This is a genomic window from Pseudomonas sp. C9-3 (assembly GCF_032392015.1).
Classification (GTDB): Bacteria; Pseudomonadota; Gammaproteobacteria; order Pseudomonadales; family Pseudomonadaceae; genus Pseudomonas; species Pseudomonas nitroreducens.
Map to the genome: position 1 here is coordinate 5,835,964 of NZ_CP135919.1, position 16,384 is coordinate 5,852,347.

The window sequence follows — 16,384 nt, forward strand, 5'->3', positions numbered from 1 at the left end:
GGCACGGGCCCCACCGACGCCAGAAACGACAAGGCCCCGGACGCTGCCGGGGCCTTGTGGATAACCCTTGCGGGTCAGTGCGCGGCGGGGCTTTCCTTGCCATCCGCGCTCTCGCCTTCGAGGAAGGCTTCAACGCGACCGTTCTGCATGGCCTGCCAGTAACGGGCACCTTTCTGCGCGTCGTACACGCCTTCCCACTTGGAGATGACCAGCACCGCCAGGGCGTTGCCGATCACGTTCAGTGCGGTGCGCGCCATGTCCATGATGCGGTCGACGCCGGCGATGAAGGCCAGGCCTTCCAGCGGAATGCCCACGCTGCCGAGGGTCGCCAGCAGCACCACGAAGGAAACGCCCGGCACGCCGGCGATGCCCTTGGAGGTGACCATCAGGGTCAGCACCAGCATCAACTGCTGGCCGATGGACAGGTCGATGCCGTAGAGCTGCGCGATGAAGATCGCCGCGATGCTCTGGTACAGGGTCGAGCCATCGAGGTTGAACGAGTACCCGGTGGGCACCACGAAGCTGCTGACCGCCTTCGGCGCGCCGTAGGCTTCCATCTTCTCGATGATGCGCGGCAGAACGGTCTCGGAGCTGGCGGTGGAATAGGCCAGGACCAGCTCGTCCTTGAAGATGCGCATCAGCTTGATGATGGAGAAGCCGAACAGCCGTGCGGCCAGGCCCAGCACCATGAAGGCAAAGAAGGCGATGGCGAAGTACACCAGCACCACGAGCTTGGCCAGCGGCAGCAGCGAGGCGAAGCCGAAGTTGGCCACCGTCACGGCGATCAGCGCGAACACACCGATCGGGGCGTAGCGCATGATCATGTGGGTGACGCGGAACATGGCCTCGGCCACGCCCTGGAACATCTTCACCAGCGGCTCGCGGGTCGGCGCCGGCAGCGAGGACAGGCCCAGGCCGAACATCACCGAGAAGAAGATGATCGGCAGCATTTCGCCACGGGCCATGGCCGCGAAGATGTTCGACGGGATCAGGTTGAGGATGGTCTCGATGAACGCGTGGTGGTGTTCGACTTCCTTGGCGGTCTGCGCGTACTGGGAGATATCCACAGTGCCCAGGGTACTCATGTCGATGCCGGCGCCGGGCTGGAAGATGTTCGCCAGCAGCAGGCCGACCACGATGGCGACCGTGGTGATGATCTCGAAGTAGATGATGGTCTTCAGGCCGATCCGCCCGAGCTTCTTCGCATCACCCATGCCGGCGATGCCGACGATGAGCGAGGAGATGACGATCGGAACGACGATCATCTTGATCAGGCGGATGAAGATATCGCCCGCCGGCTGGAGGATGTTGCTGATCCACCAGGCCTTTTCCGCGCTGAAATGGTTGAGCGCGGCGCCCAGTGCAATTCCGAGTACCAGGCCGATGAGGATCTGCCAGGCGAGGCTGAGCTTGGCTTTGCCCATAGTGAGTCACCCTTGATTCTTGTGGAAGTCGGGGTCGCCGAACCATCGGGATGCCGACGGCCAGCGAAAAAAGGGGCGCATGATTCCGACCCACCCCTTTCCCGTCTAATGCCGGAAACGCCTACCCCATGCACAATCGGCATAGGAAAAGGCATCTGAAACCTTGGTTCCAGGTCGTAAGACCCTTGATTTTCTGCATGACCCAGGTTCCTCGATGCCTGTCACGCAGCGCTCTGCAAAGCCGTCTAGGCTTGGTGCTGATTGGCCATCAATGGCCCGGATTGTTCGGATAAGAAGTCCGCGCGCGCTCACGGGCGGGTTCTTGTTACCGGATGTACGGTCGCCGCCAGGGGACCGTCATGGATGGCCGAGGGCGAGGAAAAGGGCCCTTCGACTGCGAGGCTGGCGGGAAAGCAGGCACTGTGGATAAGTGTCGGATTCCGCTCTTCATTATTGGGATGCCGGACGGCCGTCGATTCGGCCGACGGGGATCGGCGATGCATTTTAGGACGGATCCGCCGGAGTCCGAATTGACCGACATCAGTGAAGTTCGAGCGGGTTCGAGCAAGGGTGCGGATACCCTGCCGCCGCGACAGCCGGGTAAGCAATGGGTTGTTCGATGTGGTGAAAACACAACGCGGTGACACTCTGAATAAGGACGCTCCATGACGCGACGCTCTGTAGTACCCACCCTGCTTTTTGCCGGCGCACTCGCGCTGGCCGGTTGTTCCAGCCAGAAACCGGACGCCTCGCAGTACTCGGGCTTCCTCGGCGACTACTCGCAACTCAAGCCCGCCACTTCGCCCAGTGGCCAGCCGGTGCTGCGCTGGGTCGACCCGAACCTGAAGCTCGCAAACTACAGCTCGGTGCTGGTCGAGCGGCCGGTCTACTACCCGCCGCCCAAGCCGAACGAAAACCTCGATCAGAAAACCCTCAACGAAATTCCCGACTACCTGAAGAAGCAGGTCGAACTGCAGTTGGGCAGCCGCTACCGCATCGTCCAGCAGGCTGACCGCGACACGCTGGTGCTGCGCACCGCGATCAGCGGTGTGGACGTATCGAACGAAGGCCTGCACGCCTATGAAGTCATCCCGATCGCTCTGGTGGTAGCGGCAACATCGACCGCCATCGGCACGCGTGACCAGGACACCGAGGTTTTCGTGGAATTCGAGGCATTGGATGGCGCGACCAGCAAGCCGGTCGCCAAGGTGGTGCGCAAGGGTGCAGGCAAGACGCTGGAGAACTCCAGCACTCACCTCACCCTCGACGACCTGAAGCCGGTACTCGATGGCTGGGCGCGCGACGCGGCCAACTTCAAGCCCTGACCTGTGATGGCGCTCCGGAACCGGTGCGAGCGCGTCGCCCCGGTTCCGTACGCCTTGCCTGACCCAGCCCGCTGACGCGGAGGTACTCCCTGTACCCCTAGGTCGCTCAAGACATGGCGCATCCCGAACGTCCCGGCCCCCTGGCCATGCGTACGCCGTAATGGCGACGCGGTATTCGAAATCGGTGCATCAATACCAGTTGGGATCGCTCTTGAGCTGGTCGTCGAGGATCCGTTTCACCGAATCGTCCGGCTCGCCGAGCCAGCGGAAACTGGCGTGCTTGCTCGGCGACTTGTCCGCCGGCAGGTTCTCGGGAACCTTCACGTACAGCGCGTAGGCCTTGTCCTTGTCCCAGGTGAAGGCCACGTACAACCGTTCGGCGGCGCAGTTGTGCTGCTCGCACAGCTGACCCACCAGATACTTGTCACCCTGCTCGTCCACCGCCTGCATCGGCGTGGCGGTGCCGCTGAGGTTCATCACCCAGTCCGGCAGGCGGCTCTCGTCCTTGACTACCGATTGCCAGGTTTCACGGTACTGCTCGTCAGTGGCGATCAGCTCGTTGAGGCGGTACTGCGCGTCCTTGTCCGCCTCGGCGGCCAGGGCATTCGCCCCGGCGCCGGCAAGCAGAAGGGACAGCAGGAGGCTGCGGGTAAAACTCATCGGTAAGCTCCTTGCTCGTCTTCAGCCTGATCCGTGGGCATCAACCTCGACGACGACCCATGAAGAACGACACGATGAACAGCACCAGGAAAATCACGAACAGGATCTTGGCGATACTGGTGGCTGCGCCTGCGATACCACCGAAGCCCAGGACTGCGGCGATGATGGCGATGATCAGGAATGTCAGTGCCCAGCTAAGCATGGGGTCTCTCCTCTTCTCGTTGTCGGTTCGGCACCCACTCCAGGTGCCTGCTCCAGTGAAAGCCCGCGGAGTATTCGCAAGGCAGCCTCCGGAAGGCTCTGTCCGCCCGGGCGCTTCCGGGCACTGCGGACGTATCGGGCAGGCCCTCGGCCCGCCGGCGATTCATGAATTCGGTCAGAACACCCAGCCGCCCTGCGGTCGCGCCATCGGCTGCACCTGCGCCTGGGTCTGTGCCTGCGGGGCAGGCAGCACCTGGGGCTGGTTGCGAGCCGGCGCGGTCTGTGGATAACGCGAAGCTTCGCGGTACAGGCCAGGCGTGCTGGAGGTGGTCGGCACGTAAGCGGCCGTAACGCTGGCGGCCTGAGTGCGGGAGACCTGCATCTGCAGCTGCACCTGATTGATCAGCAGCAGCACAAGGGCACCGGCGAAGAAGATCCGGCTCCAGACATCGATTCGTGCGACTTGCACCTGGCTGTTCATTCCGCTGTTCATCCCGTTTCTCCTGCCCGCCTCCGGTCTTCTTGTTCGAGCTTCGGTCCGTTTTCTATCGGACTTTTCGCTCTCGCCGCCGCGGGTGGTTTGTTGACTGGCTTATCGGAGAAATTGCACGCCGCGTGCCAGTCTTGAATTTTCTTTTTTTCCTTATAAATCAACAACTTGAATATAGTATTAAGGTCCCTTTGAGCTGCATCCTGCACGATGGGGGAGGATTGGTCGTGCGTTTTGCAACCCCGCTTCCAGGGCGCGTCCCTGCGCCCTGTGAACCACGTCACTTCAGCGAGTGCTTGAGCTGGCTCATCTGGTCATGGCAGGCCCGCACCTTGGGCAGTTCGGCACGCAGCAACGCCTGGGTTTCCGGCGTGCCTTTCTCCATGGCGTCCTCGAAGGCATGGAGGATGCGATCCTCGGTTTCCTCCAGCTGGGCGACGTAGGTGGCGCCTTCGTCGCTCGCCAGGGTGGCGCGGGTGTCGGCGTAGACCTGGCGCAGCTTGCCCAGCAGGGTGCCTCCGGTGGCGGGGTCCTCATGGTTGGCGGCAACCTTGCCGGCGAGAGCATTGATCACGTCGGTCTTGGCCTGCGCCATGGACTGGAACAGCCTCTGCAGACGAGCGTCCTTCACTTCCTGGATGGCGTGCTGGTAGAAGCGCTGGCCGTCGCGGGTGATCTCGATAAGTTCGTTGAGCTGACTGGTCATGCGGGACATGGGAGTTACTCCTGCAAGGAAGGGTGGAAGCGTTAGGCGGCCTGGCCGGCCACCTTCAGCGCGGTGGCGTCCACCTCACGCACACCGCGGGTCTTGCGCGCGGAATCGATCAATTGCTGGCGCTCGTCGGCGCTCGGTACCTGGCCACTGAGGGTCACCACGCCATCGCGGGTGGAAACACCGATGGACAGGCCATCCAGCGCGTGGGCTGAGAGGATGCCGGCCTTGATCTGGCTGGTTATCCAGGCATCGCTGACGGCGGCCTGGGCATCGCCGACGGATTTCTCCAGCTTCTGCGTCGACGCGGCATCCGGGTCGACCTTGAGGCGGTTATCCACAGAGGTCACGCCTTCGGTCTGCGCGGCGAGATGAGCAGCCTGCTGGCTGGCGTCCTCGCTGGCGGCCGTGCCCTCCAGCGTGATGGCGCCGGAGCGACTGGTGACCTTGATATCCAGGCCGTCGGCGCGTTTTTCCAGCAACAGCTTGGATTTCACCTTGGCAGCGAGGGTCGCGTCGTCCCAGCGCTGGACGACGCCATCGTCCTTGGCGGCATCGCCTTTCTGCGCATCCGCCAGGGAGGCATCGACGGCCAGTTGGTTATCCACAGCGCTGATGCCTTCGACACTGCCGGCAATCTGCCCGGCCAGCGCCTTCTGCTCCTCACTGGCGACAGCGCCGGTCAGTTGTGCGCGTCCGTTCTCGACGTCCACCTTGATGGAGTAAGGCTTGAGTTCGCGATTGAGATTGATGGCCGTCCAGATCGAGCCCTCCTGGCGAGCTTCGGCCAACTGCGCGGCGATTCCGGCTTCGGCAGCGTGGCTGGCGAGCGGCTGCAGGGCGAGCAGCGCGGAACCCAGGGCCAGGGCAAGGATCTTCGGGTTAGGCATGGCGGTCTCCGTCCAACGATGTTTCGCTATTGGATTCGCAAGCCCCATGCCAGTGCGTTTATTAGAATAAAAATCTTGTAATTCAATGTGTTGAGTAATTCATACCGCACCCCTGACTGTGCACCCTGCCCGAGGGGTGCGAAAGATTCTTGCAACTTGCACGAAAATCCCTGGACTAAGCAAAATCCCACACTTAACAACAACGATTCACACGAGGAAAACGCTGAATGGACGCAACGCCTGAACAGCAGGGCCGCATCCTTCTGGTCGATGACGAGTCCGCCATCCTGCGCTCGTTCCGCTATTGCCTGGAGGACGAAGGCTATAGCGTGGCGACCGCCAGCAGCGCACAGCAGGCCGAGAACCTGCTGCAACGTCAGGTATTCGATCTTTGCTTCCTCGACCTGCGTCTGGGCGATGACAATGGCCTGGACGTTCTGGCGCAGATGCGGGTGCAGGCGCCCTGGATGCGGGTGGTGATAGTCACTGCGCATTCGGCAGTGGACACCGCCGTGGACGCCATGCAGGCCGGCGCCGCCGATTACCTGGTGAAACCCTGCAGCCCCGACCAGCTGCGCCTGGCCGCCGCCAAGCAACTGGAAGTGCGCCAGCTGACCGCGCGCATCGAGGCGCTCGAAGGCGAAATGCGCAAACAGGGCGACGTGCTGGAATCCCACAGCCCGGCCATGGCCGCTGTGCTGGAAACCGCCCGCCAGGTCGCCGCCACCGACGCCAACATCCTCATCCTCGGCGAGTCCGGCTCGGGCAAGGGCGAATTGGCGCGGGCGATCCACAACTGGAGCAAGCGCGCGAAGAAATCCTGCGTGACGATCAACTGCCCGTCCCTGACCGCTGAACTGATGGAAAGCGAGCTGTTCGGCCACAGCCGCGGTGCCTTCACCGGCGCCACCGAAAACACCCTCGGGCGCATCAGCCAGGCCGATGGCGGCACGCTGTTCCTCGACGAGATCGGCGATTTTCCCCTTACTTTGCAGCCAAAGTTGCTCAGATTCATCCAGGACAAGGAATACGAGCGTGTCGGTGACCCGGTAACCCGCAACGCCGATGTGCGCATCCTCGCCGCCACCAACCGGGATCTGGCCGGCATGGTCGCCCAGGGCGCTTTCCGCGAAGACCTGCTCTACCGCCTGAACGTCATCGTGCTGAACCTGCCGCCGCTGCGCGAACGCGCCGAGGACATCATCGGCCTGGCCGAACGCTTCCTGGCGCGCTTCGTGAAGGACTACGGCCGCCCTGCCCGCGGCTTCACCGACGAGGCCCGCGCGCTGCTGCGCCGCTACAACTGGCCGGGGAACGTGCGGGAGCTGCGCAACGTGATCGAACGAGCAAGCATCATCTGCAATCTTGATCTCATTGGCGTGGAACAGCTCGCCATCGGGGAACAAACCGCCAACTCCGCACCGCGCATCGGCGAGGCAATGAGCCTCGAGGAACTGGAGAAAGCCCACATAGCCGCCGTGATGGCCTCCAGCGCCACCCTCGACCAGGCGGCCAAGACCCTGGGGATCGACGCTTCCACCCTCTATCGCAAGCGCAAGCAGTACAGCCTGTGAACCTGCCAATCCCGATGACGCTGCGCACGAGGCTGTTTCTCAGCATCTCCGCACTCATCACGGTAGCCCTGCTGGGCCTGCTGCTGGGCCTGTTCAGCGTGGTGCTGACCGGCCGACAGCAGGCCCAGCTGATCCAGCGCAACTTCGAAGCCATCGAGGTCAGCCAGCACCTGCGCCAGGCGCTGGGCGACGAACTGGTGCAGGTTCTCAGCGCGCGACCGAGCGCTGAACATCTGGAACTGGCCCGCACGCATTTCTCCCAGGCACTCGAGCGCGGGCGAGCGATGGCGCGTACCAGCGGCGAACGCCAGGCCATGACGGAAATCGCCGATGCCCACCGGCTGTTCGTCGCGGCGACCGACACGCCTGGGCCGGGCCGCCCGGAGTTGCTCGAAGACAGCGACCTCAGCCGCACCCTGGACGTCCTGCGCAACCGTTTGCTGGCGCTGCACCAGGTGGCGATGGAAAACATCAGCAACGACGAACGCTCGGCCCGTGACCGAACCTTGCTGATCAGCGGCCTGCTCGGGCTGATCGGCATCGCCATCCTGGTCGTCGGCTTTATCACCGCCCATAGCATCGCCCGGCGCTTCGGCGCCCCGATCGAGACGCTGGCCAAGGCGGCGGACAAGATAGGCCAGGGGGATTTCGACGTGACCTTGCCGGTCTCCGGCGTCGCCGAGATGTCTTCCCTGAGCCGCCGCTTCGGCCTGATGGCCGAAGCACTGCGCCTTTATCGGGCGAGCAACACCGAGGCCCTGGGCTCTGGGCGCAAGCGCCTGCTGGCTGTGCTGGACAGCATCGATGACGGCCTGGTGATCCTCGATCGGCACGGCCGCATCGAGCACGCCAACCCGGTCGCCACCCGCCAGTTGTTCTCCCACGGCGACCCCCAGCGCCAGGACCTCGGCACAATGCTGAACAACCCGGCACTGACCCAGGCAGTGCAGCGCGTGCTGAGTGGCAACCTGCTGGAGGAGACCCCGCAGGACCTGGTAGTGGAAGTGAGCGGCGAAAGCCGGCTGCTCACCTGGGGCATTTCGCCGGTCAGCCATGACGACGGCCGCAACATCGGCGCGGTGATGGTGGTGCGCGATGTCACCGAGCAGCGCGCCTTCGAGCGCGTGCGCAACGACTTCGTGCTGCGAGCCTCACACGAGCTGCGTACCCCCATGACCGGCATGCACATGGCCTTCGGCCTGCTCGCCGAGCGCCTGAAATTCCCCGCAGAATCCCGCGAGCGAGACCTGGTCCGCACCGTGGACGAGGAAATGCACCGTCTGGTACGGCTGATCAACGATCTGCTGAATTTCTCCCGCTACCAGAGCGGCACTCAGAAGCTGGAGCTGCAGCCCTGCGACGTTGCCGACCTGCTTCGCCAGGCGAACCACCGCTTCACCGGGCTCGCCGCGGAGAAGCGCATCGAACTGGACCTGGAGATCGCCGAAGGCCTGCCGCCCATCAACATCGACCGTACGCAGATCGAACGGGTGTTGGACAACCTGATCGGCAACGCCCTGCGCCACACCCCTGAGGGCGGCACCATCCGCCTGCAGGCGCGTTGCCAGGAAGAGCGCGTGGCAATTGCCGTGGAAGACAGCGGCGACGGCATCCCGCTCAGTCAGCAGGGGCGTATCTTCGAGCCCTTCGTGCAGGTGGGCCGCAAGAAAGGCGGCGTCGGACTCGGCCTGGCGCTGTGCCGGGAAATCGTGCAATTGCATGGCGGGCGCATTGCCCTGCGCTCGCAACAGGGCAAGGGCTCGCGCTTCTACCTGCTGTTGCCGGTTTAAGAAGTCGGTACGGCCAGCAGCAGCGCGGCGGTTTCCAGGTCCGGCTCGCCGTCGAAGCGCGCCGGGCGGAAACGCATCTGAAACGCCGCGATTACGTTGCGGGTTTCCTCATCCATCACGCCATCGAGCGGCACCGCGTAACCGTGGCGTGCCAGCTGCTGCTGGAACCAGACCGGCGCCGGCAGCTGCCCATTCAGCTCGGCCAGCCGGCGCGACAGCTCGCCTGGTTTCGGCCAGGGAATCAGCCCGGCGTCGGCCAGCTTCTTCCAGGGAAACAGCGGGCCCGGGTCGACCTTGCGCTGCGGGGCGATGTCGCTGTGCCCGAGGATATGTTCCGGAGTGATGCCCTGGCGCTTGGTGATGTCCTTGAGCAAGGCAATCAGCGCGTCGATCTGCGCATCCGGATAGGGGTACCAGATCTTGCCACTGGGGGTATCACGGTAGCCGGGATTCACCAGTTCAATGCCGATGGACGTGGAATTCAGCCATGTCCGTCCTTGCCATTCGCTGGCACCGGCGTGCCAGGCGCGGCGGTTTTCGTCCACCAGCTGGTAGATGGTCGCCGGGTTGTCGCCGATCAGGTAGTGCGCACTCACCTCGCCGTGGGTCAGCAGCGCCAGCGAACGCGGCAGATCGGCCGAGGTGTAGTGGACGATGACGTACTGGATGCGGCTGTCCTGGTTCCTCGATACATGCTCGCGATCGATCTGCAGGCCCTTGTCGGCGCAGCCGGCGAGCAGTGTGGTGAGGAGCACGAAGGTCAGGACACGCAGGGTCATGGCAGTTCTCAAGGGGACAGCATCAGGCAGCGATATGCAGGAAGCTGCGCACGTTCTGCAGGAGCATGTTGACGCTGAGCATGATCAGCAGCATGCCCGCCAGACGCTCCACCGCCATCAGCCCGCGTGGGCCGAGGAAGCGCTGGAGGAATGCCGCCTGCATCAGGATGAAGGCAGTCGCGGCCCAGGCCAGGATCACCGCCAGATACAGCTCCCACAAGGGACCAGTGTAGGTGCTGCGCAGGGTGATCAGCATCGCCAGCGCCGACGGCCCCGCCACGGCCGGGGTGGCCAGCGGCACAAACAGTGGCTCGTTGTCCGGCATGTCGCCCAGCACGCCCTGAGGCGTGGGGAAGATCAGGCGCATGGCGACCACGAAGAGAATGATGCCGCCGGCGATGCCGGTGGCTTCCTTCGAAAGCCCGAGCCCAGTGAGGATGTGCTCGCCCAGGGTCAGGAACAGCAGCAGCAGGCCCAGGGCAAACAGCAGTTCGCGAAGCGCCACCTTCAGACGGCGTTCGGCGGGGACCGACTTGAGGGCGGCAAGGAAGACCGCGATGTTGCCGAACGGGTCGGTGATCAGAAAGATCAGGATGGCGACGCCAAGCATGGCCGGGAAAACTCCAGGAATAACCAGCCACTGCGCGAAGGCGAAACAGGCTGTGGATAATCGACTGACGCAATCGCCCTGTGGATAACGACTTACCCACAGGGCGACGCGTTGTGAATCAGGACTTCTTGATCTTTTCCGGGCGCTTCCAGCCTTCGATCACCCGCTGCTTGGCGCGACCGACGCCCAGGGTGCCGGGCGGGACTTCGGCAGTGATGGTGGAACCCGCGCCAGTCGTGGCCCCGGTGCCGATATCCACAGGCGCCACCAGCGAATTGTTGGAACCGATGAAGACGTCTTCGCCAATGGTGGTGCGCCACTTGTTGGCACCATCGTAGTTGCAGGTGATGGTGCCGGCACCAATGTTGGACCGCGCACCGACTTCGCTGTCGCCCAGGTAGGTCAGGTGGCCGACCTTCACGCCATCCTGCAGGTGTGCATTCTTCAGCTCGACGAAGTTACCCACATGTACCTTGCGCTCCAGCACGCTGCCCGGACGCAGGCGGGCGAACGGGCCGACATCGCTGTCGGGACCAACATGTGCGCCTTCCAGGTGTGAGTTGGCCTTGATGATCGCACCGCGACGCAGGGTGCTGTCCTTGATGTAGCAGTTCGGGCCGATCTGCACGTCGTCCTCGATCTCCACCTGGCCTTCGAGAATCACGTTGATATCGATGCTGACGTCACGGCCGACGCTGACTTCGCCACGAACGTCGAAACGCGCCGGGTCGATCAGGGTCACGCCCTGGGCCATCAGGCGGCGCGCCACGCGCTGCTGGAAGAATCGCTCCAGCTCGGAAAGCTGCAGGCGGTCGTTGGCGCCCTGGGTCTCCATGGCCACCTGCGGCTGGGCAGTGGCCACGCGCAGGCCGTCACCCACCGCCATGGCGATGACGTCGGTGAGGTAGTACTCGCCCTGGGCGTTGGAGTTGGACAGCCGCGACAGCCAGCCCAGCAGGCGCTCACGGGGCGCAGCGAGGATGCCGGTGTTGCCTTCGCGGATGTTGCGCTGCTCGGGGGTGGCGTCCTTCTGCTCGACGATCGCCTGAACCTCGCCATCGGCGCCGCGGATGATGCGGCCGTAGCCAGTGGGATCGTCCAGCTCGACCGTCAGCAACGCCAGCTGTTCCGGCGTGGCCTGGGCCATCAGGCGTTCCAGGGTCGGTTGCTCGATCAGCGGCACATCGCCGTAGAGGATCAGCACATTGTCTGCACTCAGGAACGGGGCCGCCTGTGCCACAGCGTGGCCGGTGCCCAGCTGCTGTTCCTGGATCACGAAATTCAGGTCATCCGCCTGCAGGCGCTCACGCACCAGGTCGGCACCATGGCCAATCACCACATGGATGCGCGACGGGCCAAGGCCACGGGCGGTGTCGATCACATGGGCGAGCATCGGTTTGCCAGCGACCGGATGCAGGACTTTCGGCAGGGCCGAGCGCATGCGGGTGCCCTGGCCGGCAGCAAGAATGACGATTTCGAGAGACATGGGTGGGAGACCGTCCTGGTGAGCGGGATTACCCGCGAGTGGAAAAAGAAAAAGGGTAGCCAAGGCTACCCTTTTCCCATTTGACGCTGAAGTCCCGAAGGACCTCGCGGCTTAGCCGCCGTACTTTTTGCGAACCTGCTGGACCGTGCGCAGTTGCGCTGCGGCTTCGGCCAGGCGGGCTGCGGCGGAGCTGTAGTCGAACTCTGCACCTTTACCTTGCAGAGCCTTCTCAGCTTCCTTCAGTGCGGTCTGGGCAGCCGCTTCGTCGAGGTCGCCTGCACGAATCACGGTGTCGGCGAGAACCTTGACCATGTTCGGCTGTACTTCGAGGAAGCCGCCGGAGATGTAGTACACCTCCTGCTCGCCACCCTGCTTCACCAGGCGGATCGGACCCGGCTTGAGCTCGGTGATCAGCGGCGCGTGGCCCGGAGCGATACCCAGATCGCCCAGGGAGCCGTGCGCTACGACCAGCTCAACCAGACCGGAGAAGATCTCCGCTTCGGCGCTGACGATGTCGCAGTGGACAGTAATAGCCATACCCTTGCCTCACGTAAGCGCCCGTTGCCGGGCGCACGGATTACAGCTTCTTCGCTTTCTCGATGGCTTCTTCGATGCCGCCGACCATGTAGAACGCCTGCTCGGGCAGGTGATCGTAGTCGCCGTTGAGGATGCCTTTGAAGCCAGCGATGGTGTCCTTCAGGGAGACGTATTTGCCCGGCGAGCCGGTGAATACTTCAGCCACGAAGAACGGCTGGGACAGGAAGCGCTGGATCTTACGAGCACGGGCCACCAGCAGCTTGTCGGACTCGGACAGTTCGTCCATGCCCAGGATCGCGATGATGTCCTTCAGCTCCTTGTAGCGCTGCAGAACGTACTGCACGCCACGAGCGGTGTCGTAGTGATCCTGGCCGATGACCAGCGGGTCCAGCTGACGGGAAGTCGAGTCCAGCGGATCCACGGCCGGGTAGATACCCAGCGAGGCGATGTCACGGGACAGTACGACGGTGGCGTCCAAGTGGGCGAAGGTGGTCGCCGGGCTCGGGTCGGTCAGGTCGTCCGCGGGAACGTAGACGGCCTGGATCGAGGTGATCGAGCCTTTCTTGGTGGAGGTGATGCGCTCTTGCAGAACGCCCATCTCTTCGGCCAGGGTCGGCTGGTAACCTACTGCGGAAGGCATACGGCCCAGCAGTGCGGATACTTCGGTACCGGCGAGGGTGTAACGGTAGATGTTGTCGATGAACAGCAGTACGTCACGGCCTTCGTCACGGAACTTCTCGGCCATGGTCAGGCCGGTCAGTGCAACGCGCAGACGGTTGCCCGGCGGCTCGTTCATCTGGCCGTAAACCAGGGCTACCTTGTCCAGTACGCCGGAATCCTTCATCTCGTGGTAGAAGTCGTTACCCTCACGAGTACGCTCACCCACACCTGCGAACACAGAGTAACCGCTGTGCTCCATGGCGATGTTACGGATCAGTTCCATCATGTTTACGGTCTTGCCGACACCGGCACCACCGAACAGACCGACTTTACCGCCCTTGGCGAACGGGCAGACCAGGTCGATTACCTTGATTCCGGTTTCCAGCAGGTCGTTGCCGCCAGCCTGGTCAGCGTAGGACGGAGCGTCGCGGTGAATACCCCAGCGCTCTTCTTCGCCAATCGGGCCCGCTTCGTCGATCGGGTTGCCCAGCACGTCCATGATACGGCCCAGGGTCTTGGTGCCGACCGGGACGGAGATGGCTGCGCCGGTGCTTTCCACGTTCAGGCCACGCTTGAGGCCTTCGGTGGAACCCATCGCAATGGAACGAACCACGCCGTCGCCCAGCTGCTGCTGAACTTCCAGAGTGGTTTCGACGCCCTGAACTTTCAGGGCCTCGTAGATGCTCGGCACGGCATCGCGCGGGAATTCCACGTCGATCACGGCGCCGATGATTTGAACGATACGTCCGCTACTCATGTCTGGTTCCTCTGAATTTTGAACCTGTTCTTACACCGCGGCAGCGCCGCCGACGATTTCCGAGATTTCCTGGGTGATCGCCGCCTGACGTGCCTTGTTGTAGATCAGTTGCAGACCACTGATCAGATCACCGGCGTTGTCGGTAGCGTTCTTCATTGCAATCATCCGGGCCGCCTGCTCACAGGCGTTGTTCTCAACCACGGCCTGGTACACCTGGGATTCCACGTAGCGCACCAGCAGGCCGTCGAGGAGGGCCTTGGCGTCGGGTTCGTAGAGGTAGTCCCAGTGGTGCTTCAGCTCGGCATTGTCCTCGGCCACCAGCGGAATCAGCTGTTCCACGGTCGGCTTCTGGGTCATGGTGTTGACGAACTTGTTGGAAACCACGTACAGGCGATCGATACGACCTTCCAGGTAGGCATCCAGCATGACCTTGACGCTGCCGATCAGATCGTTGATCGACGGCTCTTCGCCCAGGTGGCTGATAGCTGCAACCACGTTGCCGCCATAGCTCTTGAAGAAGGATGCACCCTTGGAGCCGATCACGCAGAGATCAATCTCCGCGCCACGATCGCGCTGCCCGCTCATGTCCTTGACGAGCGCCTTGAACAGGTTGATGTTCAGGCCGCCAGCCAGGCCACGGTCGGAGCTCACCACGATGTAGCCGACGCGTTTTACTTCACGCTCGACCATGAACGGGTGACGGTATTCCGGGTTGGCGTTGGCCAGATGGCCGATCACCTGGCGAATGCGCTCCGCGTAGGGACGGCCGGCCGCCATGCGCATTTGTGCCTTGCGCATCTTGCTCACCGCCACCTTTTCCATGGCATTGGTGATTTTTTGCGTGCTTTTGATGCTCGCAATCTTGCTGCGAATCTCTTTTGCGCCTGCCATTTCACACCTATCGGTTTAGCAGGCGGGGGCCGTCACCGACCCCCGCTGCGGCTTACCAGGTTTGGGTGGCCTTGAACTTCTCGATGCCGGCCTTGATGCCTGCGTCGATTTCGTCGTTGAAGTCACCCTTCTCGTTGATCTTCGCCAGCAGAGCGGCGTTCTCACGTTGGAAGTAGGCGATCAGCGCTTGTTCGAAGGCGCCCACCTTGGCGATCTCGACGTCCTGCAGGAAGCCACGCTCGGCGGCATACAGGGACAGCGACATCTCGGCGATGGACATCGGCGCGTACTGCTTCTGCTTCATCAGCTCGGTAACGCGCTGACCATGTTCCAGCTGCTTGCGGGTCGCGTCGTCCAGGTCCGAGGCGAACTGGGCGAAGGCCGCCAGTTCACGGTACTGGGCCAGAGCGGTACGAATGCCACCGGACAGCTTCTTGATGATCTTGGTCTGGGCCGCGCCACCTACACGGGATACCGAGATACCGGCGTTGACGGCCGGACGGATACCCGAGTTGAACATGGCGGATTCCAGGAAGATCTGGCCGTCGGTGATCGAGATCACGTTGGTCGGAACGAACGCGGAAACGTCGCCGGCCTGGGTCTCGATGATCGGCAGGGCGGTCAGGGAACCGGTCTTGCCTTTCACTTCGCCGTTGGTGAACTTCTCTACGTACTCTTCGGAAACGCGGGAAGCGCGCTCCAGCAGACGGCTGTGGAGATAGAACACGTCGCCCGGGTAAGCTTCGCGGCCCGGCGGACGGCGCAGCAGCAGGGAGATCTGGCGGTAGGCAACAGCTTGCTTGGACAGATCGTCATAAACGATCAGAGCGTCTTCGCCGCGGTCACGGAAGTACTCGCCCATGGTGCAGCCGGAGTACGGAGCCAGGTATTGCAGAGCGGCGGATTCGGAAGCGCTGGCAACCACCACGATGGTGTTGGCCAGGGCGCCGTTTTCTTCCAGCTTGCGAACGACGTTGGCGATGGTCGATTGCTTCTGACCGATGGCAACGTAGACGCAGCGGATGCCGCTGTTCTTCTGGTTAATGATGGCGTCGATGGCCAGAGCGGTTTTACCGATCTGACGGTCACCGATGATCAGCTCGCGCTGGCCACGGCCAACCGGGATCATGGCGTCGACCGACTTGTAACCGGTCTGAACCGGCTGGTCTACCGACTTACGCCAGATCACGCCCGGTGCCACTTTCTCGACAGCGTCGGTCAGTTTGGCATCGATCGGGCCTTTGCCATCGATCGGGTTACCCAGGGCATCGACAACGCGACCCAGCAGTTCCGGACCAACCGGGACTTCCAGGATGCGGCCGGTGCACTTGGCGTTCATGCCTTCTTTGAGGTCCTGGTATTCACCCAGTACCACAGCACCGACGGAGTCTTGCTCCAGGTTCAGCGCCATACCATAGACGCCGCCCGGGAATTCGATCATCTCGCCGTACATGACGTCGGCCAGACCGAAGATGCGCACGATGCCATCGGAAACACTGACGATGGTGCCTTCGTTGCGCGCTTGCGAGGCGACGTCGAGTTTCTCGATGCGCCCCTTGATGATTTCACTAATTTCGGAAGGATTGAGTTGCTGCATG

At 62.9% G+C, this 16,384-nt stretch carries 16 protein-coding genes; 3 read left to right on the forward strand and 13 right to left on the reverse strand.

Annotated features, from left to right (window positions below):
* Window positions 1-74: 74 nt before the first annotated feature.
* Window positions 75-1,424: a glutamate/aspartate:proton symporter GltP gene (gene gltP / locus RS899_RS26700; protein WP_054907601.1), complete on the reverse strand. Its 1,350-nt coding sequence runs from the start codon at window positions 1,422-1,424 to the stop codon at window positions 75-77.
* Window positions 1,425-2,089: 665 nt separating this feature from the next.
* Between gltP and RS899_RS26705 the strand changes: the two genes are divergently transcribed.
* Window positions 2,090-2,749: a DUF3313 domain-containing protein gene (locus RS899_RS26705; protein ID WP_054907600.1), complete on the forward strand. Its 660-nt coding sequence runs from the start codon at window positions 2,090-2,092 to the stop codon at window positions 2,747-2,749.
* A 189-nt stretch (window positions 2,750-2,938) separates the two neighbouring features.
* Here RS899_RS26705 and RS899_RS26710 read toward each other — a convergent pair whose 3' ends face one another.
* The 5 genes from RS899_RS26710 to RS899_RS26730 all read right to left on the reverse strand — a co-directional run bounded on the left by RS899_RS26710 (window position 2,939) and on the right by RS899_RS26730 (window position 5,702).
* On the reverse strand, window positions 2,939-3,409 hold the full coding sequence (locus RS899_RS26710; RefSeq protein WP_054907599.1) for an inhibitor of vertebrate lysozyme family protein: 471 nt from the start codon (window positions 3,407-3,409) through the stop codon (window positions 2,939-2,941).
* A gap of 40 nt (window positions 3,410-3,449) precedes the next feature.
* A complete protein-coding gene (locus RS899_RS26715) occupies window positions 3,450-3,611 on the reverse strand; it encodes a DUF1328 domain-containing protein (RefSeq protein ID WP_017518828.1) in 162 nt (53 codons plus the stop codon).
* A 174-nt stretch (window positions 3,612-3,785) separates the two neighbouring features.
* The gene (locus RS899_RS26720) at window positions 3,786-4,103 is read right to left on the reverse strand and encodes a hypothetical protein (protein WP_233296844.1); all 318 of its coding nucleotides are present in this window, start codon (window positions 4,101-4,103) and stop codon (window positions 3,786-3,788) included.
* Window positions 4,104-4,380: 277 nt separating this feature from the next.
* A complete protein-coding gene (locus RS899_RS26725) occupies window positions 4,381-4,815 on the reverse strand; it encodes a ferritin-like domain-containing protein (RefSeq protein WP_054907597.1) in 435 nt (144 codons plus the stop codon).
* 32 nt (window positions 4,816-4,847) lie between these two features.
* Window positions 4,848-5,702 carry a BON domain-containing protein gene (locus RS899_RS26730; RefSeq protein WP_315808442.1) on the reverse strand — a complete coding sequence of 285 codons (855 nt, stop codon included), beginning with the start codon at window positions 5,700-5,702 and terminating at the stop codon, window positions 4,848-4,850.
* 227 nt (window positions 5,703-5,929) lie between these two features.
* Between RS899_RS26730 and algB the strand changes: the two genes are divergently transcribed.
* Both algB and RS899_RS26740 read left to right on the forward strand, forming a co-directional pair.
* Window positions 5,930-7,276 (forward strand): sigma-54-dependent response regulator transcription factor AlgB, encoded by a 1,347-nt coding sequence (gene algB / locus RS899_RS26735; protein WP_054907595.1) that lies wholly within the window; start codon window positions 5,930-5,932, stop codon window positions 7,274-7,276.
* 2 nt (window positions 7,277-7,278) lie between these two features.
* Window positions 7,279-9,066 carry a KinB sensor domain-containing domain gene (locus RS899_RS26740; protein WP_315810478.1) on the forward strand — a complete coding sequence of 596 codons (1,788 nt, stop codon included), beginning with the start codon at window positions 7,279-7,281 and terminating at the stop codon, window positions 9,064-9,066.
* Here RS899_RS26740 and RS899_RS26745 read toward each other — a convergent pair.
* The 7 genes from RS899_RS26745 to atpA all read right to left on the reverse strand — a co-directional run bounded on the left by RS899_RS26745 (window position 9,063) and on the right by atpA (window position 16,383).
* Window positions 9,063-9,845 (reverse strand): N-acetylmuramoyl-L-alanine amidase, encoded by a 783-nt coding sequence (locus RS899_RS26745; RefSeq protein WP_233296847.1) that lies wholly within the window; start codon window positions 9,843-9,845, stop codon window positions 9,063-9,065. The two genes, RS899_RS26740 and RS899_RS26745, sit on opposite strands and share 4 nt — an antisense overlap.
* A 22-nt stretch (window positions 9,846-9,867) precedes the next feature.
* Window positions 9,868-10,455 carry a MarC family protein gene (locus RS899_RS26750; protein ID WP_017518835.1) on the reverse strand — a complete coding sequence of 196 codons (588 nt, stop codon included), beginning with the start codon at window positions 10,453-10,455 and terminating at the stop codon, window positions 9,868-9,870.
* Window positions 10,456-10,573: 118 nt separating this feature from the next.
* Window positions 10,574-11,941, reverse strand: coding sequence for a bifunctional UDP-N-acetylglucosamine diphosphorylase/glucosamine-1-phosphate N-acetyltransferase GlmU (gene glmU, locus RS899_RS26755; protein ID WP_315808443.1), 1,368 nt, complete (start codon window positions 11,939-11,941; stop codon window positions 10,574-10,576).
* A 111-nt stretch (window positions 11,942-12,052) separates the two neighbouring features.
* Window positions 12,053-12,478, reverse strand: coding sequence for a F0F1 ATP synthase subunit epsilon (locus tag RS899_RS26760; RefSeq protein WP_017518837.1), 426 nt, complete (start codon window positions 12,476-12,478; stop codon window positions 12,053-12,055).
* Between the two features lie 40 nt (window positions 12,479-12,518).
* Window positions 12,519-13,895: a F0F1 ATP synthase subunit beta gene (atpD, locus tag RS899_RS26765; RefSeq protein ID WP_045213787.1), complete on the reverse strand. Its 1,377-nt coding sequence runs from the start codon at window positions 13,893-13,895 to the stop codon at window positions 12,519-12,521.
* A gap of 30 nt (window positions 13,896-13,925) precedes the next feature.
* Complete coding sequence (gene atpG / locus RS899_RS26770) at window positions 13,926-14,786, reverse strand: F0F1 ATP synthase subunit gamma (RefSeq protein WP_017518839.1); 861 nt, start codon at window positions 14,784-14,786, stop codon at window positions 13,926-13,928.
* Between the two features lie 52 nt (window positions 14,787-14,838).
* Window positions 14,839-16,383 (reverse strand): F0F1 ATP synthase subunit alpha, encoded by a 1,545-nt coding sequence (gene atpA / locus RS899_RS26775; protein WP_017518840.1) that lies wholly within the window; start codon window positions 16,381-16,383, stop codon window positions 14,839-14,841.
* Window position 16,384 lies beyond the last annotated feature (1 nt).

Excerpts from the sequence above, each read along its gene's own strand:
- glmU (WP_315808443.1), bottom strand. The coding sequence starts at position 11,941 with ATGTCTCTCGAAATCGTCATTCTTGCTGCCGGCCAGGGCACCCGCATG.
- atpD (WP_045213787.1), bottom strand. The coding sequence starts at position 13,895 with ATGAGTAGCGGACGTATCGTTCAAATCATCGGCGCCGTGATCGACGTG.
- algB (WP_054907595.1), top strand. The coding sequence starts at position 5,930 with ATGGACGCAACGCCTGAACAGCAGGGCCGCATCCTTCTGGTCGATGAC.
- RS899_RS26705 (WP_054907600.1), top strand. The coding sequence starts at position 2,090 with ATGACGCGACGCTCTGTAGTACCCACCCTGCTTTTTGCCGGCGCACTC.
- RS899_RS26760 (WP_017518837.1), bottom strand. The coding sequence starts at position 12,478 with ATGGCTATTACTGTCCACTGCGACATCGTCAGCGCCGAAGCGGAGATC.
- RS899_RS26710 (WP_054907599.1), bottom strand. The coding sequence starts at position 3,409 with ATGAGTTTTACCCGCAGCCTCCTGCTGTCCCTTCTGCTTGCCGGCGCC.
- RS899_RS26730 (WP_315808442.1), bottom strand. The coding sequence starts at position 5,702 with ATGCCTAACCCGAAGATCCTTGCCCTGGCCCTGGGTTCCGCGCTGCTC.
- gltP (WP_054907601.1), bottom strand. The coding sequence starts at position 1,424 with ATGGGCAAAGCCAAGCTCAGCCTCGCCTGGCAGATCCTCATCGGCCTG.
- RS899_RS26715 (WP_017518828.1), bottom strand. The coding sequence starts at position 3,611 with ATGCTTAGCTGGGCACTGACATTCCTGATCATCGCCATCATCGCCGCA.
- atpA (WP_017518840.1), bottom strand. The coding sequence starts at position 16,383 with ATGCAGCAACTCAATCCTTCCGAAATTAGTGAAATCATCAAGGGGCGC.
- RS899_RS26720 (WP_233296844.1), bottom strand. The coding sequence starts at position 4,103 with ATGAACAGCGGAATGAACAGCCAGGTGCAAGTCGCACGAATCGATGTC.
- atpG (WP_017518839.1), bottom strand. The coding sequence starts at position 14,786 with ATGGCAGGCGCAAAAGAGATTCGCAGCAAGATTGCGAGCATCAAAAGC.
- RS899_RS26725 (WP_054907597.1), bottom strand. The coding sequence starts at position 4,815 with ATGTCCCGCATGACCAGTCAGCTCAACGAACTTATCGAGATCACCCGC.
- RS899_RS26745 (WP_233296847.1), bottom strand. The coding sequence starts at position 9,845 with ATGACCCTGCGTGTCCTGACCTTCGTGCTCCTCACCACACTGCTCGCC.
- RS899_RS26750 (WP_017518835.1), bottom strand. The coding sequence starts at position 10,455 with ATGCTTGGCGTCGCCATCCTGATCTTTCTGATCACCGACCCGTTCGGC.